The organism is Dictyoglomus turgidum DSM 6724, assembly GCF_000021645.1.
GTDB classification, from domain to species: Bacteria; Dictyoglomota; Dictyoglomia; order Dictyoglomales; family Dictyoglomaceae; genus Dictyoglomus; species Dictyoglomus turgidum.
On the sequence record NC_011661.1, the window covers coordinates 1548842 to 1573170 of the forward strand.

Genomic DNA, 24329 nt, shown 5'->3' on the forward strand with positions numbered 1-24329 from the left:
TTTTATGACACATAGCATACTATAGAAAATATACGATACGTTGTCAATAATTCTATTTTTTCCAAAAATTAGGTATTTTATTCCACCTTTCTCTTAAAAAATGAGCCACCATTTTGGGTTGTCTATTTCTCGTAAAAACCCCCTTCCTATTTCCCACCACCCTTGTTATATGTTGCTTTGTCATAAAATCAGCAAAATTCCACACATGTTCTCCCACTACAAAATCGAGTTTATCAAGAACTTCTACAAACTTTTTAATCATCTCCTGTTGATACTCTTCTGTAAACATTAAAGGAGGATCAGAATGAAATCCAGAAATAGTATCTGCTCCAAACTCAGAGAGAATCAATGGCTTCTTATATATTTCAAACCATTCTTTAAGCTCTTTTTCAAGCTGATATTCAATTATACTTAGATCTCCACAATCAGTATACCAAGAATAATATCTATTTACACATATCACATCCACATACTTACTAACCTTTGTTTCCTTAGGTGCTACATTTTCTACTATAGTTATAGGCCTTGTAGGATCAAGCTTTCTTGTCTCCTCTATAACTTTCTTAAAATACTCCTCTGCTCCATCCTCATAAGTTGCTGCCTCATTAGCCACACTCCACATAACTACACTAGGATGATTTCTATCTCTATAGATAAGATCTCTCATTACCTCTAAATGATGTTCTAACGTCTTTTCATCAACTCTTCCTTTGGTAAAAACTTTTTCATCACGATTCCACAGATTTAAACCTACAGCTGGAGCCTCTTCAATAACAGCTATCCCGTATTTATCAGCAAGAAAGAGTATTTCTTCGCTATAAGGATAATGAGAGGTTCTAAAAGAATTTGCTCCTATCCATTTCAGTAAATTAAAATCTTTGACATTAATAACATGATCTAAGCCTTTACCTCTTATGTCTGCATCCTCATGCTTGCCAAACCCCTTAAAATAAAATGGCTTCTCATTTATTAAAAACTGCTTTCCTTCAACCTTTACAGTTCTTATTCCTATCTCCATTCTATACACATCAAAGTTATCTTTTTCTAAAAGTCTAACTTCTAAATTATAAAGGTAGGAATTTCCAGGTTCCCACAGCTTTGGACTTCTTACCTCCATAACTCCATCTTTTCCTCTACTTTCTGCTACAATTTCACCTTTATCTCTTAAAATAACATGAAAATTCTTCCCTTCGCTCTCAATACTATATTTCACTATCCCAAAATTGTTGACTATCTCTGTTATAATAGAGATATCTTTAATATATACTTTGGGCGTAGAATATATCATCACAGGTCTATGAATTCCCGAATAATTATAAAAGTCAAAATAGTAATTTAAGATTCTATATCCCTTAGGATGCATATTGTCTTCTATAGTTTTTAATTCCCCAGGAGGAAGAATATCCCAAGTAAGAGTATTATCTAACACAATTTCCAAAATATTTTCCTTTCCGTAATTTACATAATCAGAAATTTCTGCCTCAAAGGGTAAAAATCCACCTTTATGCTTAACCACTAAAACTCCATTCACATAAACCTCAGAAGAATGTGTGGCTGCACCAATTCTTACAAAAATATTTTTATCTCTCCAATATGATGGCACAAAAAAACTTCTTTTATAAAAAACCTTTCCTATATAGTCCCTTAAATTAATATCCTGAGTGACATCATTGAAACTTGCTGGAACAGGCATTAATATGTAGTCTTTATCAATTTCAGTTCTAAACTCCCACACTCCTGATAAATCTTTAACTTCTCTTGTTTCACTCTCCTTAGGATAAAGCATCTTTAACCTCCTTAAATAAGTTCATTTTATAATGAAATTATATCAAAAGCCTAATATCTTTTAATTTTTTATGTTAAAATATGTTTACTTAGTTAAGAAAGGAGGGCTGGGGAAATATGCCTAAAAAGGAAAACTATACAGCCTTATCTGATGAGGCTTTACAAAATATGAGCGATATATTGAAAATTCTCGCACACCCTCTTAGGATAAAATTAATATTCATATTAGCTCAAAATTCTGCCACTGTATCAGATCTGTTAAAAATTCTCAATGTGAGACAGCCAAATCTTTCTCAACATCTAACCTTATTAAAAAGAGTAAAACTTTTGAAGACAAAAAGAGAAGGAAAATCTGTATATTATCAATTGTCTCATCCTGAGATTAGAGATCTCTTAGAGAGTATAAATGAAATAACAAAAGAGATACAGAGGTAAAAAATATGGGGACGATAGTCAACTCCATTACAGTAATTATTGGAGGATTAATGGGTACTATATTTAAGAAAAGAATTCCTGAGGGATTACAAAAATTATTAATGGATGCTCTTGGACTAATATGTATTCCCTTAGGAATGGAAATGGCAATTAAAGGAGAAAAATTTCTTGCTTTAGTCTTCAGCATAGTAGTAGGAGCAATTATAGGAGAACTTTTAGGAATCCACGCATGGCTTGAAAATCTATCCTTAAAAATAGAGAAAAAGTTCGCAAAAGAACAAAACACTTTTGCAAAAGGTTTTCTAACCGCCACTCTTCTTTACTGTATAGGACCTATGACTATAATGGGATCTCTTCAAGATGGACTTGGACAAACACCTCAAATTCTCTACACAAAAGCGCTACTTGACGGAACAGCTTCTATTGCTCTTGCATCAGCCTTGGGGGTGGGGGTTATATTTTCCTCCATTTCCGTTCTTATCGTCCAAGGAAGCATAACTCTTTTTGCCAGATTTATAAGTCCTTTCTTCACAACTTTAGTAGTTCAAGAAATGACAGCGGTAGGCGGAGTACTTATTCTTGGTATTGCCTTAAACCTACTAAATATAAAGCAAATTAAAGTAGCAAATCTTTTACCAGCTTTATTTTTAATACCTTTCTTTATACATATATTTCCTTAAAATCCTAAATCTTCATTAACTAGTATAACAGTAAAAGGGGTTCTTGAAGGTGGAGCCTCAAGAATAGTAGTTATTCTACATATTCTATTAGGATGATTACAATTCATACAATATCCTTCATCTGCACAAGGAAGCTCCAATTTCAATCTTTTTGCATTGAGAGGTGTAACTATGTTTTTAATTCTCCATATCGCAGTCTCTAAATTTACCACAAGCTTATTCCTTCCTACTACTACAATCACTTTTTTAGGACCAAAAATCTGAGCTGCAACCCTATTCCCAATAGCCTCCATATTTACAATTTCTCCTGAAAAAGTCAGCGCATTTACACTAGATAAGAATACATCTGAAAGAAGTTCTTGTCTTCTTATTTCAAGATCTTGCTCTGGGGTTAAGCCCTCTTTCCAGTGATGGATCACTTTGTTTCCTCTTTTCTCAAGTTCTTCTATAACTCCGATTTCCCTTATAGTTATACTTCCTCCAATTCCCACTGTGGCTTCCCGAGGAATTAAACTAAGAACTTTATTTTTTGCTTCTTCTCTGTCTTCTACTAAAAATACTTCATAGCCTCTTTCTTTCAACAATTCTGCTGTTCTTTCTAATTGTTTCTTGGTGAGCCAACTTTCTAGATCTTTCATTCTTTACCCTCCTTTTAAATTCTATTCCCATTCAATAGTAGCAGGCGGTTTATCAGTAAGATCATACACTACCCTGTTTATACCTATTATCTCATTAGTTATTCTTCGTGCTATCTTACCAAGGATATCATAGGGTACCTCAACAAAGTTTGCAGTCATCCCATCTTCACTTTTCACAATCCTAATGGCAATAACATATTCATAAGATCTAAAATCTCCCTTTACACCAACTGTTTTTATAGGGAGCAATACTGCAAAGGACTGCCATATTTCATCATATTTATCCCATTTCTTAATCTCTTCCATCAGAATTCGATCAGCTCTTCTCAAAAGCTCTAACTTATCTTCTGTGACTTCACCAAGAATTCTCACTGCAAGCCCTGGTCCTGGAAAAGGTTGCCTTCTTATGATATCCTTAGGAATTCCTAAAATTTCTGCAATTTTCCTTACTTCATCTTTAAACAGATATCTAAAGGGCTCAATCAACTCAAAACCGAGTTCTTCAGGGAGCCCGCCTACATTATGATGAGTCTTTATCTTAGCAGCCATTCCAGTGTTAGATGCAGCACTTTCTATAACATCAGGATAAAGAGTACCTTGGGCAAGAAATTTAAAAGGTCCCCTTTTTCTTGCCTCTTCTTTAAAAACCCCTACAAATTCGTGTCCAATAACCCTTCTCTTTTCCTCAGGATCAATAACTCCTCTTAATTTTTCAAGAAATCTCTCCCTAGCATCTATCACTACTAAATTCACACCAAGATCCTTTAAAAATCTTGATACTTCTTCCTTTTCTCCTATTCTCAATAACCCATGGTCTACAAAAATAGCAGTTAGCTTATCTCCAATAGCCCTCTGCAATAAAACTGCAAGGGTTGTTGAATCTACTCCGCCGCTCACTGCGAGAAGCACTTTATTCTCCCCAACTTGTTCTCTTATTTCTTCTATCTTTTCCTCCACAAATCTATCAAGATTCCAATTCTTTTCAGCCTTACAAATCTTAAAGGCAAAATTCTCAATAATTAAACGTCCCTTTTCTGTATGAGAAACCTCAGGATGAAACTGAACAGCAAAAAAGGGTTTCTTCAGAGACTGAGCAGCAGCAAGAAAACCATTCTCAGATATAGCTATATCCACAAAATCTTCAGGGAGTTTTGTCACCACATCATAATGACTCATCCAAACCTTCTCTTTCTTTTCAAGTCCTTCAAATAAAAGGGAATCTCTAACTATCTTTATCTCCGTTAAGCCAAATTCTCCCTTTTCTCCTTTTCTAACTTCTCCTCCTAAAAATTTAGCCATAAACTGAAAACCAAAACAAATTCCCAAAATAGGTATATCGCCTTTAAAAATCTCGTAATCTATCTCCAAATCACTATCATAAACACTATTAGGTCCACCAGAAAGTACTATTCCTTTTACCTCTTTTTCCTTTAAAAAAGAGTATTTCACATTAGGAGAATAAATCTCTGAATATACCCCTATCTCTCTAAATCTCCTTGCAATGAGCTGAGTATATTGAGAACCAAAATCAACAACTGCAATCATACTTCCAACTCCCTTTCTATTATCTTTTCAATTTCCCCAATTACATCTTTCAAAGGAATATTTTCTCTTTCTGCAATACTTTTACAATCCTCATATTCAGGGTAAGCTTTTTTAATGCCGTTGATATTTGCTACTTTTATTCTCACTTTACCCCATTTTGTCTCAATCTCTCTTATCTCTCTTTGCATAATTCTTTTATCCACATAAATTCTTCTTACCCCAAGGGTCGTTGTTTCTCCAAATATGACTTCTAAAAGTTTTTCCTCCATAGCTAAAGGAGCTATAACCGTAAGAAGAACCCCAGGTCTTCCTTTTTTCATATAAACAGGAGTTAAGAAAACATCCAAGGCTCCCTCTTTGAAAAGTTTTTCTGTCAAATAGCCAAAAATTTGTGGATTCATATCATCTATGTTAGTCTCAAGTACCACATTCTTTTCTTCAATAACTTTCTCTATCAATTCCCCTTCATATACTCTAAGAAGATTGGGAAAAGGAAAATCTTTTTTTCCACAACCGTAACCAACTTTATCTACTTTTATAGGAGGAAGAATTTTTACAAACTCAGCTATAGTAGATATAATTGCAGCTCCAGTAGGAGTAACAAGTTCTCCCTCTCTTCCATCCCTATACACAGGAACCCCTCTTAGTATTTCCAAAGTTGCAGGCGCTGGAACAGGTATAGTCCCATGGGAAGCATTGACAAATCCTCCGCCAAGGGGGAGAGGAGAAGAATAAATTTTATCAACCTTTAACATATCTAATAAAATTAGTGAACCTAACACGTCAATAACTGTATCCAAAGCCCCTACTTCATGAAAATGCACTTCATTTATAGATGTATTATGAATTTTAGCTTCCGCTTCAGCGATTTTATAAAAAACCTCTTTTGCCCTGTTCTTTATGTTTTCGGATAGTTCACTTTTATCTACAATCTCCAAAAGATCCTCAAGATGCCTATGAGAATGATGATCTTCTATAATTATTTCCACATCTGTTCCCCATATATGATTTTTTTGTTTCTTAGATATCTCAATTTTATATCCCTCAACAGGAATCTTATTAAGTTCATTTTTCCATTCTTCCAAATTGACTCCAAGATCTAATAGAGCCCCAAGAATCATATCTCCACTTATACCTGAGAAACAATCAAAATATAATACTTTCATTTTCTATTTTCCTCCACCATTAAATTTATCATATTTGCTAAATAACCTGCGGAGAATCCGTTGTCTATATTGACCACTGCAATCCCAGGAACACAGCTATTTAACATACTCAGCAAAGCAGAAAGCCCATTAAAATTAGCTCCGTATCCTACACTTGTGGGAACAGCAATTATAGGTTTTGCTATAAGTCCTCCTACCACTGAAGGTAAAGCCCCTTCCATACCAGCAACTACTATTACCACATTAGAAGAATAAAATTTATCAAGTTGATCTATTAACCTGTGCAAACCTGCAACTCCCACATCATATATCCTTTCCACATTGCTTCCCATAATTTCTGCGGTTATAGCTGCCTCTTCAGCAACAGGCAGATCCGCAGTCCCTGCACAAGCAACCACAACTTTACCCTTTTTCTTTATGTCTTCCCTTAAAACAGCTATTATCCTGGCTTTATCAAAATAGATTGCATCAGGAATATATTCTTTTAGCTTTTCATAAAGCTCAAAACTTGCCCTTGTTGCTATAACCCTTTTATTAATCTTTAACAAATTTAGCATTATATTTATTACCTGGTCTGTAGTCTTTCCTTGAGAAAAAATTACTTCTGGGAAACCCTTTATTACTCCCCTCAAATGATCAACTTTGGCATATCCAAGGTCTTCATAAGGTAAAATTCTGAGTTCGTCGATTGCCTTCTCTATAGAGACTTCCCCCGTTTTTACTTTTTCAAGTATTTCTCTTAGTTTTTCTCTCATTCTTGATGCTCCTTTCAACTAAATTTAACTTAACTATTTATTATACAAAACAAAATTTTTCAAGAGTAAATTTAAAGTGGTAAAATATTATTGTCAAAGAGAAATGAAGCTAAAGGGGGTGTGTCCATTATGACGGAAGAAAGAAAATGTAAAAATTGCAAATTCTTTCAGCCCAACCCTAGTGACCCTTCTCGTGGTACTTGCTTCGGACTCCCTGTAAAAGCTGAGAATAGTTGTCCTCAGTTCGTTGCTAAATCTTAAAAACTACTTTCTCCATATATACTTCGGAGTTTTTTATCAATTCTTTTATGAAATTTGGTGAAAGTAAATATAAAATAATTGTATAAGGTCGATAATTTAAATATTTAAGAGATTTTTCAAACTGAAGGAGGCTCCTTAAAAGAACGGCAAAAAGAAATAGAAGCTTATATTCCAAAAGCTTTCTCTCCTCAAAAAGATAGCTGGGAGCCTCCTCCTTTTTAGATTTTATCTCATCTATTATCTTTCTGCGCCTTTCAACTAAATCTTTTAAAACCTTCAGAAAACTCTCGGGAAAGTATAAATTCTTAAACTCTCCATTGTATCCCTTATTTCTCAATTTATTAAGCAACTTATAATCCCTTTCTGAAAGCTCTATAAACCCTTTTTCCCAAAGAATTACCTTTGCAAGACGAAAATACTCTCCTGCTTCAAGCCCCTTTATGATCTCAATTATCTTCTCTATCTCTTCAACTTTTCTTCTCCAAACTTGAGAAAACTCTTCTGGGGTAATTTCTGTCTTCTCAAAATATAGCCTTAAAAATTTAGGTAATCTAAATACAAAATCCCCAAGAAGTTTTAAATTATCAAGCAAGTTTAAACTCACCCTTAAAAGATGACTCTCAGGCACCACTTTAATCTCCTTCTTTAGCTCTCCCAAGAAATAATCCACCATAGGAGCATATTTAGAACCTTCCTCGGGCACAGCAAGAACCCTTGGTACCCTCCTCATCTCAGCCATAAAAGGCCCTGCTTTTCCAATAAGAGCAAAACCATTGGGAAATTTTTTGGATAATATAAGAGAAGCCAAAAATTCTCTTGCACTTTGGATGTTTTTTGTATTTGTAATAGTCTCTGAAGAGCAATGAGGAGAAAATAGTTTAATAGAAGCTTCATGATCCATATTCCTAATTTCTATATTACATCTAGTCAAAATATTTCTTCCATGTTGATTTATGAAAACCTCCAAAAAATATGGGGGTTGAAAGACGTTGTTTTTTATATGAAATCTTTTTAGAGGTAATTTTGCTTTGTTTAATGCTGTATTATACGCCCTTGCAAAAGCTTCTGTATTTTTTAAGAGTAGATCAAAAAAGTAGTAAAAATCCTTATTCTCATAATCACAAAAATTCTTGATCTTGAGCATTTCTGAAGTCTTATTAAAGGATATATTAACGCCATCAAAAAGATCTTTTATAATGAAACTTGCCATTTTTATCTGAAAATCCGCTATGGTAACTTCTTCTTTTAATATTTTAATGGCATATGTTTTTATTTTCTTAGCCCTCTCAATTACTTCTTTTCTTTTCTCCCTATCTTTTATCTGTCTCAAAATTCCTCTAACTCCAGTTATGAATAATTTCTCCATATGTCTTTTCAATTCTTCATTTATATATATGCTGGAAAGACTTATCTCTTCAGAATACTTAGGCACAACCCCATACCACCCTAAGGATTTGGAAAAAAGATAATAAATCTCTGCTTTTGGATTTCTCAAAAAATACCTCTTCAAAGGCTCCTTATTGGCAACAAAGCCAGTTCCGCTTATCCTTGAATAATTATCGTAATCCCAGGAAAAACCTAAATCCTCTAATGCCTTAACAAAATCCTTATCTTTTTCCAAGCTTTCTTTATAATCTTTCCATGAATTCGCAATCCATGTAAGTTTAAAATTTAAATCCTTATACTCAGAAGGCTCTATGGGAACACCATAAAAAAGTCCATAAGTTATATCCTGATTTATATAAACTGCCCCTGTAAGCTTTCCTGCGTAATCTTCAGTTATTACATACCTATTGCCATCATCATAAAAGGAGGTAAGACGATGATCACTAGTGCCAAGTTTTTCATCATGTAAAAAAGGCTTAAAAGGAAATTCCTTTAATTTGAAATAAAGGACCAAATCCGTGAGAATTGCGTCCCAGAGTAGATTTTGGTCTCCTTTATATACCTCATCTATATTTTCCCTTTTTAATGTAGAAATTAAATCATCACATTTATACTTTAAGGTATAAAAATTCTCGTCTTCACGAATTACTTTACCACAAGATATCATAAGCTAAATATCTAAATTTCTCACAAATTTCGCTTTTTGCTCTATAAAACTTCTTCTTTCCTCTACATTATTTCCCATTAAAATAGAAAATAATCTCTCCGCCTCTAAGGCATCTTCTATAGTAACCTGAAGTAAAATTCTCTTTTGGGGATCCATAGTGGTTTCTCTAAGTTGCTCTGGATCCATTTCTCCAAGTCCTTTATATCGTTGTATATAAACATTATCTGGGTACCCCCACTCCCTAAGAATCTCCTCTTTTTCCTCCTCAGAATAAGCATATCTTTCTTCTTTACCCTTTTTTAGGAGATACAGCGGTGGTTGAGCTATATAAATATAGCCACCTTCAATAAGAGGTCTAAAATGTCTATAAAAGAAGGTCAAAAGTAGAGTTCTTATATGAGCTCCATCCACATCAGCATCGGTCATAATTATGATTTTATGATATCTTAACTTTGATAAATCAAAATCCTGACCTATTCCTGTTCCTAAGGATGCAATTATTGCCTTAATTTCCTCGCTTGAAAGTATTTTAGTGAGATGTTGAGCCTTCTCTACATTTAATATTTTACCCCTTAAAGGCAAAATAGCCTGGTATCTCCTGTCTCTTGCCTGCTTTGCAGAACCGCCTGCAGACTCTCCCTCAACAATAAAAAGCTCACATTTTTCTGGATCTCTTTCAGAACAATCCGCAAGCTTTCCTGGAAGCAAGCTTGATTCTAAGAGACTCTTTCTTCTTACAAGCTCTCTTGCCTTTCTTGCTGCTTGTCTTGCCCTATAAGCCTCAATAATCTTACTTATTATAAGTTTTCCTACCTCGGGATTCTCAGAAAAATACTCTGTTAGTTCTTCCTCCACAACCTTTTCTACAAATTTCCTTACTTCTGTATTTCCAAGTTTTGTTTTGGTTTGTCCTTCAAATTGAGGGTCGGGAACTTTTACGCTAACTATAGCGGTAAGCCCCTCACGTACATCATCCCCTGAAAGACTTTCGTTTTCTTTCCATAAACCCCAATTTCTTGCAAAGTTATTAACCACTCTTGTCAGGGCAGTTCTAAAACCTGTAACATGGGTTCCACCCTCAATAGTATGAATATTATTTGCATAGGATAAAATTAGCTCATCATATCCTGAGTTATATTGCATTACAATTTCTACAATTAAATTTTCTTCTTCCCTTCTCATATAAATAGGTTCATGAAGAATCTCTTTACCTTTGGAGAGATACTCAATAAATTCAAGAAGTCCCCCCTCATACTTGAAAACGTTAGATTTTCCAGTTCGTTCATCTCTCAGCTCAATGGTTACATTGGGATTTAAAAAAGCAAGCTCCCTTAATCTATTTGCCACAATATCATAATCAAATTTTGTAGTTTCAAAAATCTCCGAATCAGGATAAAACCTTATCTTTGTACCAGTTTCATCTGTTTCCCCTCTAACCGTAAGAGGCATTACTGGTTTTCCTTTCTCATAGCCCTGATAAAAAATTTTTCCATCCCTCATAACCTCAACTTCAAGTTTTGATGACAAGGCATTAACCACTGAAAGTCCAACTCCATGAAGTCCACCACTTATTTTATATATGGAGTTAGAAAATTTTCCTCCTGCATGAAGAGTAGTAAGAACAACCTCAAGAGCTGGTTTTTTGGCTTGAGGATGTATATCCACAGGAATTCCTCTCCCATTATCTGCGACTACTACTGACCCATCTTTCTTGAGTTCCACTAGTATATAATTACAATATCCTGCCATAACCTCGTCGATACTATTATCTACTAATTCAAAGATGAGGTGGTGTAATCCTCTTATCCCTGTATCTCCTATATACATGCCAGGTCTTCTTCTAACAGCTTCTGTTCCTTCCAATATCTGAATACTGTCTGCTGTGTATTTATCTTTCTTTGTTACCGCCATTCTTAATACCTCCCTTTCGAATTAAAGCTATACTTCTATAATAATTTCTCAATATTTCTCTTAATTCTTCATCTTTTATATCCTCAACTATTTTAGCAATTCTTTGCTCCTCCTGCAAAGAAAGCTTAATCTCCCTTTTTATTTCCTTCTTTTTGAACTTTTTAAAAGCCCTTCCTTTATCTATAAATACAATGTCTTTAATTACGTGAGGAATAATCATACTGCTGTTTAATTTTTCTATAAGCTTATCTTTGAAAAGAGAAAGCTCCTGTACCCATACACTGCTGTCCACATACACATACAAAACCCCCTCCCTAACATAAGCAGGTTTCGTATGTTGAGAAAGAGTCTCTCCTACTACCTCTTCCCACTTATCCATAGCAAGATACTCACAAAGTTTCTTCTCAAGGTTTAACTTTATAAAAACTTCCCAAAGCTTTGAATATAAAGAATCAGGCATTTAAAATAACCTCACCATTTTTTACTAAAAAATGAGGAAAATCTTTAAGAAACTCTATTCTAATAGGAGTAGTTAAGAATATCTGAAAATTCTTTATTCCCTCCCATACTTTTCTTTGCTTATCCTCATCCAAATCCCCAAAAAGGTCATCAATAAGAAGAATAGGCTTTTCTTTTCTATTTTCAGAAAGAATCTCAACTTGAGCCAATTTCCAAATTATATATCCTAACTTCTTTTCTCCAGCAGAACCAAATTTTCTCAAATCATATTTAACATTGTCTCTTATAACCCTTAAAATTACATCATCTCTGTGGGGACCTACTAAAGTATATTTTTTCCTTTTTTCTTCCCATTCTTTCTCTTTTAACATTGTCTCAAAATTTTTTAGCATCTCTTCTTCTGAATCTCCTAAAGGCACTGAAGAAAGATACTCTACTTCAAGGAAATCTCTACCAAGGAGATTATTAGAAACTTCTTTAACCTTACGCTTTATCTCTTCCATCACATTCCTTCTCTCAAAAAGAATATATCCCCCTAATCTAATTAGTGTGGAATTCCAAAGGCTAACATCTCTCTCATTTTTAAGAGTTAAGTTTCTTTGATATAAAGCCTTATAATATTCTGAAAGAGCTTTGTGATATTTATAAGATAAGGTAGAGATAAACCTATTTAGTAAATACCTTCTCTGAGACGGACCCTTTTTAAAATTTTCTATCTCTTCTTGAGAAAAAAGTATTATGGGAAAAAGGAAGACCATATCTCTATATCTTTTCAAATTTTTTTGATTAATCTTTATTCTTTTTTCCTCCCCTGAGAGGGCTGTCTCCAGTATAAGATTTTGGCTTTGCCAATCCACATTTCCTTTAAGATAAAAACTTTCTTCTCCCCACCTTATAATTTCCTTTTCATTTTTAGTTCTAAAGGATTTTCCAGAAAAAAGAAAATATATACCCTCAAGGATATTAGTTTTTCCTTGAGCATTTTCCCCATAAAATATATTCACGTCGAAAAAATTTAAACTTAAATTTTTCAAATTCCTAAAATTTATGACCTTTAAATCTATAAGACGCAATTACTCTCCCACCATCACAACATATTTTTCTCCATCAATCTCTACCACATCTCCATGTTTTAACTTTCTACTTCTATGAAGTTCTATTTCTCCATTAACTTTTACCTTTCCCGCTAAAATAAGATTTTTAGCTTGCCCTCCTGTTTCCACAATTCTACACCATTTCAAAAATTGTCCTAATGTAATATACTCTGTATAGATTTTTACTTCCTTCATAATCTTACAGGCATTAAGATATATGTATAATTCTCATCTTCAGGAGATGTGATCAAAGCAGGTCCAAGATCAGAAGTAAATCTCATGACTACTTCATCCCAGTCAGCATTGTCCAAAGGATCCATAAGGTATTCCACATTGAAACCTATCTCTAAATTACCATCTATTTCAACCTCAGCAGGCAATACTTCCTTAGCAAAACCTCTTTCCGATGGCAAAGTAGAAATTACAACCTCCTCTGAAGAAAGACTAATTTTTACCGTATTTGTTTGATCTATTTCGGCAAAGACCTCCATTCTTCCTAAAACATCCAGAAAGTCTTTCCTGTTAGCTTTAAAAGAGGCTGTAAAATCCGTTGGTATTATCTTATCATAAGCTGGAAACTGTCCCTGAAGAAGCCTTGATATAAAATAAATCTCTCCACAATTAAATACTACTTGGTTATCTAAAGCAGCCATATTTACCCTATCATCCATAGCTTTTGTAATTATTTTTTGCCACTCCTTTAAGCTCTTAGAAGGAACAATTATAGGAGCAAAATCTTTTTCTATTTCCAAGGTCTTAAGAGCAAGCCTATGCCCATCCACTGCTACCATATTTAATTTTCCTTCTTTTCCTTCAAAAAGAACCCCAGTAAGTACTTGTTTTATTTCATCTTCGGCTGCAGCAAAAATAGTCTGCTTTATAGCTTTTGCGAACAGAATTCTATCAAAACTTGCGTGATATTCACCTATATTACCAATTTCCACTTTTGGAAACTCTTCTGTACTTTCCCCTTGAATCTCTATATCCGAGTATCCAGCATGGATTACTGCTCTATTTCTCTCATTCACATGGATCTCTAAAGTTACTTCAGGAAGTTTTCCAATAACATCTATAAATAGACTTGCCGGAAGACAAACTTCTCCTGGCTCTTCAACAATAACAGGCATACTTAAAGCAAGTCCAATTTCTAAATTATTCCCTTGAAGATATAAAGTATCATTCTCAGCCTTCATATAGACATAAGTTAGAATAGGTATAGTGGTTTTTGTAGCAACAGCGCTCTTAACAAACTGCAATGACTTATATAAATCTTCTTGCTGAGTGATAAACTTCATTATTTCCTCCTCCTTCTTTGGAATTTAATTTACACTTCTCAATTATACCCTGACATGGAAAAAATAAAAAGTTTCACTATTGACAAACTCAAAATTCCGACTTAAAATGTAAATGTTGAGTAAAAAACTAAACTTTTAGGAGGCAGGATGTTTAGAGTATCCGCAAAATTAGAGTATGGCTTAAGAGCCATGATCTTCTTGGGGAAAAATTATCCCCATGAAAAGTTGACCCTTTCTCAGATATCACAGGAAGAAAACATATCAAGAGAATTTCTTGCTCAGCTTATGTCAGAACTAAGAAGAGCAAATCTTGTGGAAAGCTATAAAGGCATAACGGGAGGCTATACTTTAACTAAACCACCCCATGAAATAACTTTAAAAGAGATTTTCGAAGCCTTAGAGGGACCTATTCAGATTATTGATTGTATCCATATAGATAACAAATGTAATAAAGAAAGAAGCTGTTATTCAAAAAATATTTGGATATTTATCGAAAAGAAAATCATAGATCTTTTGGGGAGTTTAACCTTAGAAGACCTTATTAATGGAACAATTAGAAAGGAGGAAATTTTAACATTATGAAAGAAGTATTGAAGAAAGAGATGTTAAGATTGGAAAATTTAAAAGTCAAAGTCAAAGACGAGGTAATTCTTGAAAACATAAATCTCTCTCTAAATGAGGGAGTACATGTACTCCTTGGGCCCAATGGAACAGGAAAATCTACTCTCTTAGGAGCAATTATGGGACTTTCCAAATATAAAGTGTCAGGAAAAATATGGTTCTATAATGAGGATATTACTGAATTATCTCCAGATCAAAGGTTTAAAAAAGGAATATTTCTTGCATATCAATTACCACCAGCTGTAAGAGGTGTAAGATTAAAAGATATTTTAAAGAAAATCTTAAATATTGATCCTAAAAAAAGTTTACCCGATGAGGTATATACATATTTAAGAGAATTAGACCTTGATGAAAGTTTCCTTGAAAGAGAAATTAATTATGGGTTTTCAGGAGGAGAAAGAAAGAAAAGTGAAATTCTTCAACTCCTATTGGCAAAACCAAAGCTCGCTATGCTTGACGAGCCAGATTCGGGTGTAGATATAGATTCTCTAAAACTTATTGGCGAAAACTTAAGAAAGATCTCCAAAGAAAGTAATCTGTTAATTGTTACCCATAATCTGAAGATTCTTGATTATGTAAATACTGATTCTGTGGTTGTGCTTTTAGATGGAAAATATATTTATAAAGACGGTATTGAAATAATACATCAGATTGAAGAAAGAGGATATGAGTATGTAAGGAGGTTAGCATATGCTCAAAACTTATCTTAAAGAGTTAAGAGAAAGAGCTCTAAAAGCGAAAAATAAACCAGCATTATTGGGCCCAGATATAGATTTAGAACCTTACATGAGGACTATAAGGGATGTTCAGGTTGAGGATTTAGATGATCTTCCCGACGAAATAAAAGAGAATATTCTTTATTCTGGAATAACCCCATCTGAGGAAGAAAGAGCAGGAACTTATTTCCAAATAAACCATAGTGTGGTCTATGAAAAATTGAAAGAAACCTATAAAGGTAAATTAGAGATAATGTCTATCCAAGAAGCCCTTGAAAAATATGACTGGTTAGAAAACTATTACGGAAGACTCGTTTCACCAGATACTGATAAATATACAGCATGGGCTGAAATTCTTCCTACTGGAGGTTACTTTATAAGGGTATTCGCTAATCAGAAAGTTGAATATCCTGTACAATCCTGCTTATACATAAAAGAAGGAAATATAAGTCAAAATGTACACAATATAATAATAGTAGAAGAAAACGCTGAAGTTTTTGTAACTACAGGATGTCTAACTCACTTAAAAAATCAGCCTGGAATCCACATAGGGATATCAGAGTTCTTTGTTAAAAAGGGTGGTAAGCTCTATTTTACTATGATTCACAACTGGTCAGAAGAATTTCATGTAAGACCAAGAACCGTAGTGCTTGTGGAAGAAGGTGGATTGTTTATTAATAATTACATAAGCTTAAAACCGGTAAAATCCATTCAAAGCTATCCCATAATATATGTAAAGGAGAATGCTATAGCAAGACTCTACAGCATCATATATGGTAGAAAAGATTCTTATATTGATCTTGGTGGAAGAATAGTATTTGAAGGTGAAAATTCAAAAGGAGAAATAGTCTCAAGGATAATCGCCGATGATTCATCACAGGTATATAGTAGAAGTGAACTCATAGGAAAAGCAAAAGGCTCAAAAGGTTTCTTAGACTGCAGAGGTATAATCTTAAATAAAAATGCTAAAATAGTTGCAATACCCATTCTTGATGCCCAACATCCAGAAAGCGAACTCTCTCACGAAGCAGCTATAGGTCCAATAAATGAAGAAGAGATAGAATATTTAACCACTCGTGGTTTTGACAAAGATGAAGCAATGTCCACCATAACACGTGGTTTCTTAAATCTTGAAATACCTGGTCTTCCTAAGGTTGCAAAGGAACAAATCAGCAATACAGTAGCACAATTAGAGAAAGCTGGGCTATAATATGAATAAATGGAAGAAAGCTTTAAAGAGATTCTTAAAGAAAAAGTTAACGAGTTGAATCTAAAACTTGATCCCCTTCAAGAGGAGAAATTCTATTTATATTACAAAGCCTTAAAGGAATGGAATAGGAAAATAAATCTTACTTCTCTTGAAGGGGAAGAGGAAATTATTTTAAAACATTTTGTTGATTCCCTTGCTTGTATTATCCCTATAAAAGATGAAAATATAGAAAAAATAATAGATATTGGAACAGGAGCAGGATTTCCTGGTATACCACTAAAAATCTATAATGAGAAATACAAGCTAACCCTTTTAGAATCTCAAAAGAAAAAAGTCTTATTCTTAGAAGAGATAACAAAAATACTAAAACTCTCTAATGTAGAAATTATTTGGGATAGAGCTGAAAACCTAGGGAAAAATCCTAAATACAGAGAAAATTTTGATTTAGCCCTTGCAAGAGGAGTTGCCAAGCCCCATATAGTTTTAGAATATGCTATACCCTTTGTAAAGATTGGTGGGATATTCCTAGGACAAGCAACACCAAACAATATTACAGAATGGGAAAATACAAAAAGGACTATTGAAATATTAGGGGGAGAAATTGAAGAAAAACTTGAGGTAAATTTTGATAATATCACAAGAATTTTTCTCAAAATAAGGAAGAAAAACAATACCCCAGAAAAATACCCTCGAAGACCAGGCATTCCTGAAAAAAGACCCCTTATTATGTAGAATCTTTATTGATATTGATGAATTAATTAACTAAAATATTTAAGTTAAGAATTTCTTATCTGAAGGAGGAAAAGTATTTTATGACAAGAGAGATAAGAGAAGTAAAAACAGAAAAAGAAAAAAAAGACTTCATAATGCTTCCTTTTGAGCTTTATAAAAATGACCCCCACTGGGTTCCCCCTTTAATCTCAGAGATGAAAAGAATAATAAATGGATCTGGGAGTTTACTTTTTCAAAGCGGACCCTATGCCCTTTTCAATGCTTATGAAAATGGAAAAGTAGTAGGAAGAATAGCAGTAGGGATAGATGAAAAAATGAATAGACTAAGAAATAAAACTGAAGGCTATATTACCCTTTTTGAAAGTATAAACAGTAAAGAAGTAGCTTTCTCTCTTTTAGATACAGCTCAAAATTGGCTCAAAGAGAGAAACATGACAAAAATGGTAGGACCTGTTTCTCCTACCAATGGAGATGATTATAGAGGAATGTTAGTAGAAAATTTTGAAGATCCACCTGTTATATATACCACCTATAATCCTCCTTATTATGTTGACTTTTTTAAAGAATATGGATTTGAGCCGGAACATACCTTTGTTGCCTTTAAATACGACTTAAAAAGACTTCCTCTTGATGAATCCATAAGAGTAATTGAGTATGCAAAGAAAAGATATAATTTCTACACCAGAAAGGCAGATTACTCCAAAATCCCAGACGAGGCAAGAATATTGCAGAAAATATTAGAAAGATCCCTTATACCCCTTGAATATGATTATCTTATTCCCCCTACAGAAGAGGAAATGCTCACTTTAGCAAAAGACTTAGTTAAATTTATACCTGCTGAATTTGTACAACTGGCTTTTTCGGGAGAAAGTCCAGTTGGTTTCGCAGTGGCAATGCCAGACTATAATCAAGTACTTAAAAGATTAAATGGAAGATTGTTTCCCTTAGGATGGCTGAAGTTTTTATGGTATAAAAACAAAATAAACAAAGCAAGGGTATTTTTACTCTTTGTGATCCCTGAATTCCAATCTAAAGGTGTTCCTGCAGCATTATTTATTGAACTATTAAGATATGCCAGAGAAAAGGGATACGTGTTTGCAGAAGGGTCCACTATAAATATAAACAATACAAAGATGTGTCGTGAGGCTGAAGGAGTAGGTGGAGTACTTTATAAAAAATTTGTAATATTTAAAAAAGAAATAGTATAGAGGAAAGGGGGTGTTAAAACAAAATTTTTCTTGACTTTATTCCTTCTTCTCGTATACTTATATAGAACTTATATTAATTAAATAAAAAAACAAAAAGAAAGGGAGTAATAGGACCTATGAGTATGGAGAATAAAAAGAAACTCTCAATGGAAGAGTGTGAGGCCTTATCAGATATCTTTAAGTCACTCTCAAGTTATGTAAGAATCCACATTCTTTGTGCTCTTTCCGACGGTGAGAAAAGTGCAGGAGAAATAGCAAAAATAATTAATGCATCCTTTGCAAATACATCTCAAAACTTAAAAGATCTTTATAATTTAGGACTTCTCAAGAAAAGACGCGTAGGACAATTTGTCTACTATTCCTTAGCCGATGATTCCGTCTTAGAACTATTAGAGTTAGTAAGAAAAATTAGGTTCAAAGCTACAAAGAGTTAAAAAAATAAAGGGGGGATCAAAATCCCCCCTAAAAATTTTTACCTTAGAATCTTATAGAACCTGAAATCGATCCTGCAACAGGAGCCATAACTTGAGGATCTATTGCAATTGCTGCGTCAGCTTGAATAAGAAGAACATTTAATCCTAAACCAAGGGTGTAAAGTTGAGGTTGGAAATTAGTATCAAGTACTGCTCCGCCCCTTGCTGTTAATACAAAGAATAGAGGTTGTTCTATACCAAACCTATAGGAAAGAGGAGTAAAGGTCTTATCAAGATCGGCATCCACAGAAACCCTGGTGCCAAGCACTGGAACCTTTACAAATACACCTGCCTTTAAAGACATGTCTGGTAAAACTACATCTATAGGAGTAGGAGTTTCAGAATAAGGAGTAACTGTGGAGTATGTAGGATTACCAGTTCCCGAATCCAAATAATAATATCCTTTTTCATATCCAAAAGTTTCCTTGCCTTCTAATGGTATAGCATAAACATCCTTTACTACTATTCCTGCTGCCACAAAAGGTGAAAATCTTACGTAGGTTCCAAGATCAAAAGACACATATCTTTGTTCTATTAAATCAAATTTTCTTTCATAATAATCATTCTCATTTGGTCCTCCAGTTAAAGTAGCCTCCGTCACTCCAGTTTGGGTTACCTTTGTACTTATAGAAGTATCCACATAATACTCATTCACTGCCCTAACATTAGCACCAAAATTTACTTTTAATCCCAAAAGGTCAATAGCAGGAATTGCAACAGTAAGAGCACCGTTAGCTTTTACATTTGCATCAAGGGATACTTGCCCTTCTAATTGCAAATCCGCAGAAGAATCACTTGCAGTATACTTATAGTAGTAAGCATCTACATCTCCATCTCCAAACAAAGTTAAGCCAAGCTTACTTATACCAAGATGTAAGTATCCAGCTGAGGACAAATTAAAAGAAAGTTTTCCATCAGGAGGTTCACTATCATTCTGGAGAAGTTGTAAATACTCTACAAAAGTGTTAAGATTGTTAAAATTTTGCTCATCAAGGGGGGCAATTCCAAAACCAAATTTAAAAGCTAATCTTGAGTATTCCCCCATTAGTGCTGGATTGTAAATAGCAGAGGTTGGAGAATCTGCAAGAGCTGTCATAGCACCAGCCATACCCATTGCCCTTGGATCATACAAAAGATCTTTATAGCTAAAAGTAGTAGTTGCAGCATAGGATATGCTCATCAAGAAAATCGCCAAGATCAATAGGGGAAGAAATCTTTTTTTCATAAGCCTCTCACCTCACAATTTCAAATTTCTTTTTTCCACGCTTTCATTATACCTCTTACAGCTGAAATAAAAAAGTGATGTAGCTCACTTTTTATGATATAATGAACCTAAAAAGAATATAACATAATTGTTACACCTTGGAGGAAGAATATGGAGAGGAGAAGAATATACATGCAAGGAAATGATCCATTTGGAGGTCAAATATTTAGAATAGTAGATTGTTTTTATAGGGAAGGGTCGAGGTTTTCAATGCAATGGGGAGCATGGGTTCCCAGAGTAGATGTATATGAAACGGACGATAAAATTGTAGTACTTGTAGAAATTGCAGGGGTGAGAAAAGAAGATATAGATTTAACCTTCCATGAAGGAAAACTAATATTAAGAGGTACAAGACAAGAACACTATGTATCAGACCCTGCAATATACTACCAAATGGAGATAAACTTTGGTCCCTTTGAGAGGATAATACCACTACCCACAGATGTGGATGCTGAAAAGGCAGAGGCGGTGTATAAAGATGGTTTTCTGGAGATTATTCTCCCCAAAAAGTAAAGAAAGGAGGGAAAATATGCAAGAAAAAGAACTCAATCAGACTCAAGATATACCAGAAATTCTCCCTATACTCCCTCTAAGAGAGACGGTAGTTTATCCTCAAATGCTTATACCCCTTATTGTGGGAAGAGAAAAGAGCATAAAGCTCGTTGAAGATGCTCTTGCAGGAAATAAACTAATTGGAATGTGTATGCAAAAAACCCCAATAGAGGATCCTACTCCTGATGATATTCATAGAATAGGAACTGTAGGAATTATTGTTAGAAGTTTAAAGTTTCCAGATAATACATTAAGACTTTTTGTACAAGGACTACAAAGAATAAGGGTTGTGGAGTTTATAGAAACGGAACCTTATTTTAAGGCAAAAGTTGAAGTTATTGAAGAAAAGGTTGAAAAAACCGTTGAAATAGAAGGAATGATGAGGAACCTTCTTAATCTCTTCCAAAAAATGGCATCACTGATACCCCAATTCCCTGAAGAACTATTAATCAATGCTATGAATATACAAGAGCCAGGAAGACTTGCAGATTTTATAGCCTTTAATACCAACCTAAATATTAACGAAAAGCAAGAGATTCTTGAGACCATAGATATTAAAGAGAGATTACAGAAGGTAACCTACTATCTAACAAGAGAATTAGAAATTCTTGAAATAGCTAATAAAATTCAAAATGAAGTAAAGAATGAAATAGAAAAAAGCCAAAAAGAATACTTCCTAAGACAACAGATGAAAGCAATACAAAAAGAGCTTGGGGAAATAGATCCAAGAGAAATGGAAATAAACGAATTAAGACAAAAACTCCAGGAAGCAAAGCTTCCACCAGAAGCTATGAAAGAAGCAGAAAGAGAATTAGAAAGGCTTGCCTTAATGCCTCCTGGCTCTGCGGAGTATACAGTAACCAGAACCTACCTTGACTGGCTTATAAGCCTTCCTTGGGCAAAATCCACTGAAGATAATTTAGATATAAAAAGGGCAGAAGAGATATTAAACGAAGATCATTATGATTTAGAGAAAGTAAAAGAAAGGATCTTAGAATACTTAGCTGTAAGAAAACTTAAAAGTGACATGAAAGGACCAATACTATGCTTTGTAGGACCACCAGGCGTTGGAAAAACCTCTCTTGGAAAGTCTATCGCCAGGGCTCTTGGTAGAAAGTTTGTAAGAATCTCCCTTGGAGGAATAAGAGATGAAGCTGAAATAAGGGGACATAGAAGAACTTATGTTGGAGCTCTTCCTGGAAGAATTATACAGGGTATGAGAAAAGCGGAATCAAATAATCCTGTATTTATGCTTGACGAAATAGACAAATTGGGCTCTGATTTTAGAGGAGATCCTGCTGCAGCTTTATTAGAGGTATTAGATCCTGAGCAAAATAATGCCTTTGTAGATAACTACTTAGGGGTACCTTTTGACCTTTCAAAGGTCATGTTTATAGCAACAGCTAATGTGCTTTACACTATACCTCCTGCATTACTTGACAGAATGGAAGTTATAGAACTTCCTGGATACACAGAATATCAAAAAATGGGAATAGCCAAAGGATTCCTCATACCAAGACAACTTAAAGAACATGGTCTTGAAAATGAACAAATAGAGTTCACCGATGACGCTATAAGAAAAATCATAAGGGAATATACTCGAGAAGCAGGGGTAAGAAATTTAGAAAGAGAAATAGCCAGCATAATCAGAAAAATAGCAAAGGGAATAGCAGAAGGAAGTATAACTGAGAAAGTCTTAGTCAAGGCAGAAGATATCTCTAAGTATTTAGGTCCAGAAAGATACACTTTTGGTATGAAGGGAGAAAAAGATGAAATAGGTGTTGCCACAGGACTCGCATGGACAGAAGCAGGAGGAGATATCTTGTTTGTGGAAGCTCTTGTTGTGGAAGGGAAGGGAAATCTAATTCTTACAGGAAAATTAGGGGAAGTAATGCAAGAATCTGCAAAAACTGCTCTATCATATGTGAGATCAAGACTAAAGGATTTAAATGTAAGTTATGAATTGTTAGAAAAATCCGATATTCATGTACATGTTCCTTCAGGGGCAATTCCTAAAGATGGACCTTCTGCTGGAGTAACTATAGCCACAGCTATAGCCTCTGCCCTTACGAGAAAGCCTGTCAAAAAAGATATTGGTATGACTGGAGAAATAACCTTAAGGGGCAAAGTCCTTCCCGTAGGAGGAATAAGAGAAAAGGTACTTGCTGCCCACAGAGCAGGACTTACAGCAGTAATAATGCCTAAGGAGAACAAAAAAGATTTAGAGGAAATCCCGGAAGAAGTGAAAAAAGAAATGACTTTTTACTTCGTGGAACATGCTGACGAGGTTCTTAATCTTGCCCTTTTGGAGGTGAGAGAGAGTGCTGAGCAAAGAAATCCTGAAAGAATTAGGTAACTTTTCCCTTCAGCCCTATTTTATAACTACTCTTTATCTAAATGTCTCACCTTTATCAAATCCTAAGGGTGAGTACAAAATTATATGGAAGGATCTGAAAAAGAATTTCCTTGAGTCTCTAAATTTGGAAGGGGAAATAAAAAAGTCGGTTTTATCTGATTTAGAGTATATAGAAAACCTCATTGATCAAGTTTCTTTTGGATCTGCAAACACTATTGTACTTATGAGCTGTAGTGCAAAGGATTGGAGATATCAAATTCCTCTTTATCCCATATTAAAAAACAAGTTAGTCATAGATAAAGATCCCTATACTCGTCCTCTTTCCTATCTTATTACTGCCAACAAACCATATTATTTAGTTGTTCTTTCAAGAGGCGATGCAAGGGTTTTTAAATACTTCATTGGAGAGATAAGAGAAGAAGGAGAAATAAAGGAAGAAATTCCCAAAAAGCATAAACAAGGGGGATGGGAAGCTTCAGATTGGCAAAGATGGCATGAAACTCATGTAATATGGCACTTCAAAGAGGTGGCTGAGTTCTTAGATAAAAAAATACAGGGAGAGGAAAAAATAGTATTAGGTACTACTTCTCCAAAAAATACTTCTGAATTTCTTGATGTATTACCAAAAAGACTTCATGAAAAAATCATAGGTGAAATACCTATTGAACTTGATTCTCCTATAAATGAAATTCTTGAAAAAACTCATAATATGATAGAAGCTCATGAAGAAAATGAAATAAATGATCTAATAGATCAGTTAATCGTAACTAACGCAAAAGGAAAAGAGGCAGTAATAGGACTTGAAGACGTAGCCCATGCGGTTCATCAAAAAAGAGTAAGAATGATTTTGGTCTACGACCAATTTGAACAACCAGGCTTCCAATGTCCATCATGCTCTTTTATGAGTCCTTACTTAGAAAATTGTCCCTATTGCAATGTAAAGATGGAAAAACGAGCAGATATAGTGGATGAATTAATAGAAGAGGCAATCATCAATAATTCAGAACTAAAGTACATTAAAAATAAAGAACTTGCAGAAAAAATTAAAAATATCGGGGCTTTTCTAAGATTTTAAAAAATAAGAAGGGGAAGAAAAATCTTCCCCTTCTTACAAATTAAC

The 24329-nt window shown here is 34.2% G+C and carries 23 protein-coding genes; 11 read left to right on the forward strand and 12 right to left on the reverse strand.

The window, feature by feature from the left end; all coding sequences use genetic code 11:
* Positions 1–52: 52 nt before the first annotated feature.
* A complete protein-coding gene (gene uidA, locus DTUR_RS07960) occupies positions 53–1786 on the reverse strand; it encodes a beta-glucuronidase (RefSeq protein ID WP_012583888.1) in 1734 nt (577 codons plus the stop codon).
* 116 nt (positions 1787–1902) lie between these two features.
* Between uidA and DTUR_RS07965 the strand changes: the two genes are divergently transcribed.
* Both DTUR_RS07965 and DTUR_RS07970 read left to right on the forward strand, forming a co-directional pair.
* Positions 1903–2220 (forward strand): ArsR/SmtB family transcription factor, encoded by a 318-nt coding sequence (locus tag DTUR_RS07965; protein WP_012583889.1) that lies wholly within the window; start codon positions 1903–1905, stop codon positions 2218–2220.
* Positions 2221–2225: 5 nt separating this feature from the next.
* A complete protein-coding gene (locus tag DTUR_RS07970; RefSeq protein WP_012583890.1) occupies positions 2226–2900 on the forward strand; it encodes a DUF554 domain-containing protein in 675 nt (224 codons plus the stop codon).
* Here DTUR_RS07970 and DTUR_RS07975 read toward each other — a convergent pair.
* From DTUR_RS07975 to dnaN, 10 genes are all read right to left on the reverse strand, one after another.
* Positions 2897–3538 (reverse strand): lactate utilization protein, encoded by a 642-nt coding sequence (locus DTUR_RS07975; protein ID WP_012583891.1) that lies wholly within the window; start codon positions 3536–3538, stop codon positions 2897–2899. The two genes, DTUR_RS07970 and DTUR_RS07975, sit on opposite strands and share 4 nt — an antisense overlap.
* Positions 3539–3559: 21 nt before the next feature.
* The gene (guaA, locus tag DTUR_RS07980; protein ID WP_012583892.1) at positions 3560–5083 is read right to left on the reverse strand and encodes a glutamine-hydrolyzing GMP synthase; all 1524 of its coding nucleotides are present in this window, start codon (positions 5081–5083) and stop codon (positions 3560–3562) included.
* A complete protein-coding gene (gene larC / locus DTUR_RS07985) occupies positions 5080–6249 on the reverse strand; it encodes a nickel pincer cofactor biosynthesis protein LarC (RefSeq protein ID WP_012583893.1) in 1170 nt (389 codons plus the stop codon). The genes guaA and larC overlap by 4 nt, the downstream gene beginning before the upstream one ends.
* On the reverse strand, positions 6246–7004 hold the full coding sequence (gene larB / locus DTUR_RS07990) for a nickel pincer cofactor biosynthesis protein LarB (protein ID WP_012583894.1): 759 nt from the start codon (positions 7002–7004) through the stop codon (positions 6246–6248). The genes larC and larB overlap by 4 nt, the downstream gene beginning before the upstream one ends.
* Before the next feature lie 250 nt (positions 7005–7254).
* Positions 7255–9318, reverse strand: a complete 2064-nt coding sequence (locus DTUR_RS07995; RefSeq protein WP_012583895.1) for a hypothetical protein — start codon at positions 9316–9318, stop codon at positions 7255–7257.
* A gap of 3 nt (positions 9319–9321) precedes the next feature.
* A complete protein-coding gene (gyrB, locus tag DTUR_RS08000) occupies positions 9322–11229 on the reverse strand; it encodes a DNA topoisomerase (ATP-hydrolyzing) subunit B (protein ID WP_012583896.1) in 1908 nt (635 codons plus the stop codon).
* Positions 11207–11689: a DciA family protein gene (locus tag DTUR_RS08005; RefSeq protein ID WP_012583897.1), complete on the reverse strand. Its 483-nt coding sequence runs from the start codon at positions 11687–11689 to the stop codon at positions 11207–11209. The genes gyrB and DTUR_RS08005 overlap by 23 nt, the downstream gene beginning before the upstream one ends.
* The gene (recF, locus tag DTUR_RS08010; RefSeq protein ID WP_012583898.1) at positions 11682–12761 is read right to left on the reverse strand and encodes a DNA replication/repair protein RecF; all 1080 of its coding nucleotides are present in this window, start codon (positions 12759–12761) and stop codon (positions 11682–11684) included. Before recF ends, DTUR_RS08005 begins: the two co-directional genes overlap by 8 nt.
* A complete protein-coding gene (yaaA, locus tag DTUR_RS08015; RefSeq protein WP_012583899.1) occupies positions 12762–12977 on the reverse strand; it encodes a S4 domain-containing protein YaaA in 216 nt (71 codons plus the stop codon).
* Positions 12974–14077 carry a DNA polymerase III subunit beta gene (gene dnaN, locus DTUR_RS08020; RefSeq protein ID WP_012583900.1) on the reverse strand — a complete coding sequence of 368 codons (1104 nt, stop codon included), beginning with the start codon at positions 14075–14077 and terminating at the stop codon, positions 12974–12976. Before dnaN ends, yaaA begins: the two co-directional genes overlap by 4 nt.
* Before the next feature lie 147 nt (positions 14078–14224).
* Here dnaN and DTUR_RS08025 point away from each other — a divergent pair, with 147 nt between their 5' ends.
* The 6 genes from DTUR_RS08025 to DTUR_RS08050 all read left to right on the forward strand — a co-directional run bounded on the left by DTUR_RS08025 (position 14225) and on the right by DTUR_RS08050 (position 18998).
* Complete coding sequence (locus DTUR_RS08025) at positions 14225–14659, forward strand: RrF2 family transcriptional regulator (protein ID WP_012583901.1); 435 nt, start codon at positions 14225–14227, stop codon at positions 14657–14659.
* Complete coding sequence (gene sufC / locus DTUR_RS08030; RefSeq protein ID WP_012583902.1) at positions 14656–15408, forward strand: Fe-S cluster assembly ATPase SufC; 753 nt, start codon at positions 14656–14658, stop codon at positions 15406–15408. Before DTUR_RS08025 ends, sufC begins: the two co-directional genes overlap by 4 nt.
* Positions 15389–16624: a SufB/SufD family protein gene (locus DTUR_RS08035; RefSeq protein ID WP_012583903.1), complete on the forward strand. Its 1236-nt coding sequence runs from the start codon at positions 15389–15391 to the stop codon at positions 16622–16624. The genes sufC and DTUR_RS08035 overlap by 20 nt, the downstream gene beginning before the upstream one ends.
* A 9-nt stretch (positions 16625–16633) precedes the next feature.
* The gene (gene rsmG / locus DTUR_RS08040) at positions 16634–17356 is read left to right on the forward strand and encodes a 16S rRNA (guanine(527)-N(7))-methyltransferase RsmG (RefSeq protein WP_012583904.1); all 723 of its coding nucleotides are present in this window, start codon (positions 16634–16636) and stop codon (positions 17354–17356) included.
* 80 nt (positions 17357–17436) lie between these two features.
* On the forward strand, positions 17437–18564 hold the full coding sequence (locus DTUR_RS08045; RefSeq protein ID WP_012583905.1) for a GNAT family N-acetyltransferase: 1128 nt from the start codon (positions 17437–17439) through the stop codon (positions 18562–18564).
* Positions 18565–18680: 116 nt separating this feature from the next.
* Entirely contained in the window at positions 18681–18998 is a 318-nt protein-coding gene (locus DTUR_RS08050; RefSeq protein WP_012583906.1) for an ArsR/SmtB family transcription factor, read from the forward strand.
* A 43-nt stretch (positions 18999–19041) separates the two neighbouring features.
* Here DTUR_RS08050 and DTUR_RS08055 read toward each other — a convergent pair whose 3' ends face one another.
* Positions 19042–20262, reverse strand: a complete 1221-nt coding sequence (locus DTUR_RS08055) for a hypothetical protein (RefSeq protein WP_012583907.1) — start codon at positions 20260–20262, stop codon at positions 19042–19044.
* Between the two features lie 150 nt (positions 20263–20412).
* Between DTUR_RS08055 and DTUR_RS08060 the strand changes: the two genes are divergently transcribed.
* From DTUR_RS08060 to DTUR_RS08070, 3 genes are read left to right on the forward strand one after another with little or no spacing between them, the layout of a single operon-like run.
* Positions 20413–20814, forward strand: a complete 402-nt coding sequence (locus tag DTUR_RS08060; RefSeq protein WP_012583908.1) for an Hsp20/alpha crystallin family protein — start codon at positions 20413–20415, stop codon at positions 20812–20814.
* A 16-nt stretch (positions 20815–20830) separates the two neighbouring features.
* Complete coding sequence (gene lon, locus DTUR_RS08065) at positions 20831–23209, forward strand: endopeptidase La (RefSeq protein WP_012583909.1); 2379 nt, start codon at positions 20831–20833, stop codon at positions 23207–23209.
* On the forward strand, positions 23175–24284 hold the full coding sequence (locus DTUR_RS08070) for a baeRF10 domain-containing protein (RefSeq protein WP_012583910.1): 1110 nt from the start codon (positions 23175–23177) through the stop codon (positions 24282–24284). Before lon ends, DTUR_RS08070 begins: the two co-directional genes overlap by 35 nt.
* Positions 24285–24329: the final 45 nt, after the last annotated feature.

What these genes read in the sequence shown, in the direction of transcription:
- uidA (WP_012583888.1), bottom strand. Translation starts at nt 1,786, where the DNA reads ATGCTTTATCCTAAGGAGAGTGAAACAAGAGAAGTTAAAGATTTATCA.
- DTUR_RS07965 (WP_012583889.1), top strand. Translation starts at nt 1,903, where the DNA reads ATGCCTAAAAAGGAAAACTATACAGCCTTATCTGATGAGGCTTTACAA.
- DTUR_RS07970 (WP_012583890.1), top strand. Translation starts at nt 2,226, where the DNA reads ATGGGGACGATAGTCAACTCCATTACAGTAATTATTGGAGGATTAATG.
- DTUR_RS07975 (WP_012583891.1), bottom strand. Translation starts at nt 3,538, where the DNA reads ATGAAAGATCTAGAAAGTTGGCTCACCAAGAAACAATTAGAAAGAACA.
- guaA (WP_012583892.1), bottom strand. Translation starts at nt 5,083, where the DNA reads ATGATTGCAGTTGTTGATTTTGGTTCTCAATATACTCAGCTCATTGCA.
- larC (WP_012583893.1), bottom strand. Translation starts at nt 6,249, where the DNA reads ATGAAAGTATTATATTTTGATTGTTTCTCAGGTATAAGTGGAGATATG.
- larB (WP_012583894.1), bottom strand. Translation starts at nt 7,004, where the DNA reads ATGAGAGAAAAACTAAGAGAAATACTTGAAAAAGTAAAAACGGGGGAA.
- DTUR_RS07995 (WP_012583895.1), bottom strand. Translation starts at nt 9,318, where the DNA reads ATGATATCTTGTGGTAAAGTAATTCGTGAAGACGAGAATTTTTATACC.
- gyrB (WP_012583896.1), bottom strand. Translation starts at nt 11,229, where the DNA reads ATGGCGGTAACAAAGAAAGATAAATACACAGCAGACAGTATTCAGATA.
- DTUR_RS08005 (WP_012583897.1), bottom strand. Translation starts at nt 11,689, where the DNA reads ATGCCTGATTCTTTATATTCAAAGCTTTGGGAAGTTTTTATAAAGTTA.
- yaaA (WP_012583899.1), bottom strand. Translation starts at nt 12,977, where the DNA reads ATGAAGGAAGTAAAAATCTATACAGAGTATATTACATTAGGACAATTT.
- dnaN (WP_012583900.1), bottom strand. Translation starts at nt 14,077, where the DNA reads ATGAAGTTTATCACTCAGCAAGAAGATTTATATAAGTCATTGCAGTTT.
- DTUR_RS08025 (WP_012583901.1), top strand. Translation starts at nt 14,225, where the DNA reads ATGTTTAGAGTATCCGCAAAATTAGAGTATGGCTTAAGAGCCATGATC.
- sufC (WP_012583902.1), top strand. Translation starts at nt 14,656, where the DNA reads ATGAAAGAAGTATTGAAGAAAGAGATGTTAAGATTGGAAAATTTAAAA.
- DTUR_RS08035 (WP_012583903.1), top strand. Translation starts at nt 15,389, where the DNA reads ATGCTCAAAACTTATCTTAAAGAGTTAAGAGAAAGAGCTCTAAAAGCG.
- rsmG (WP_012583904.1), top strand. Translation starts at nt 16,634, where the DNA reads ATGGAAGAAAGCTTTAAAGAGATTCTTAAAGAAAAAGTTAACGAGTTG.
- DTUR_RS08045 (WP_012583905.1), top strand. Translation starts at nt 17,437, where the DNA reads ATGACAAGAGAGATAAGAGAAGTAAAAACAGAAAAAGAAAAAAAAGAC.
- DTUR_RS08050 (WP_012583906.1), top strand. Translation starts at nt 18,681, where the DNA reads ATGAGTATGGAGAATAAAAAGAAACTCTCAATGGAAGAGTGTGAGGCC.
- DTUR_RS08055 (WP_012583907.1), bottom strand. Translation starts at nt 20,262, where the DNA reads ATGAAAAAAAGATTTCTTCCCCTATTGATCTTGGCGATTTTCTTGATG.
- DTUR_RS08060 (WP_012583908.1), top strand. Translation starts at nt 20,413, where the DNA reads ATGGAGAGGAGAAGAATATACATGCAAGGAAATGATCCATTTGGAGGT.
- lon (WP_012583909.1), top strand. Translation starts at nt 20,831, where the DNA reads ATGCAAGAAAAAGAACTCAATCAGACTCAAGATATACCAGAAATTCTC.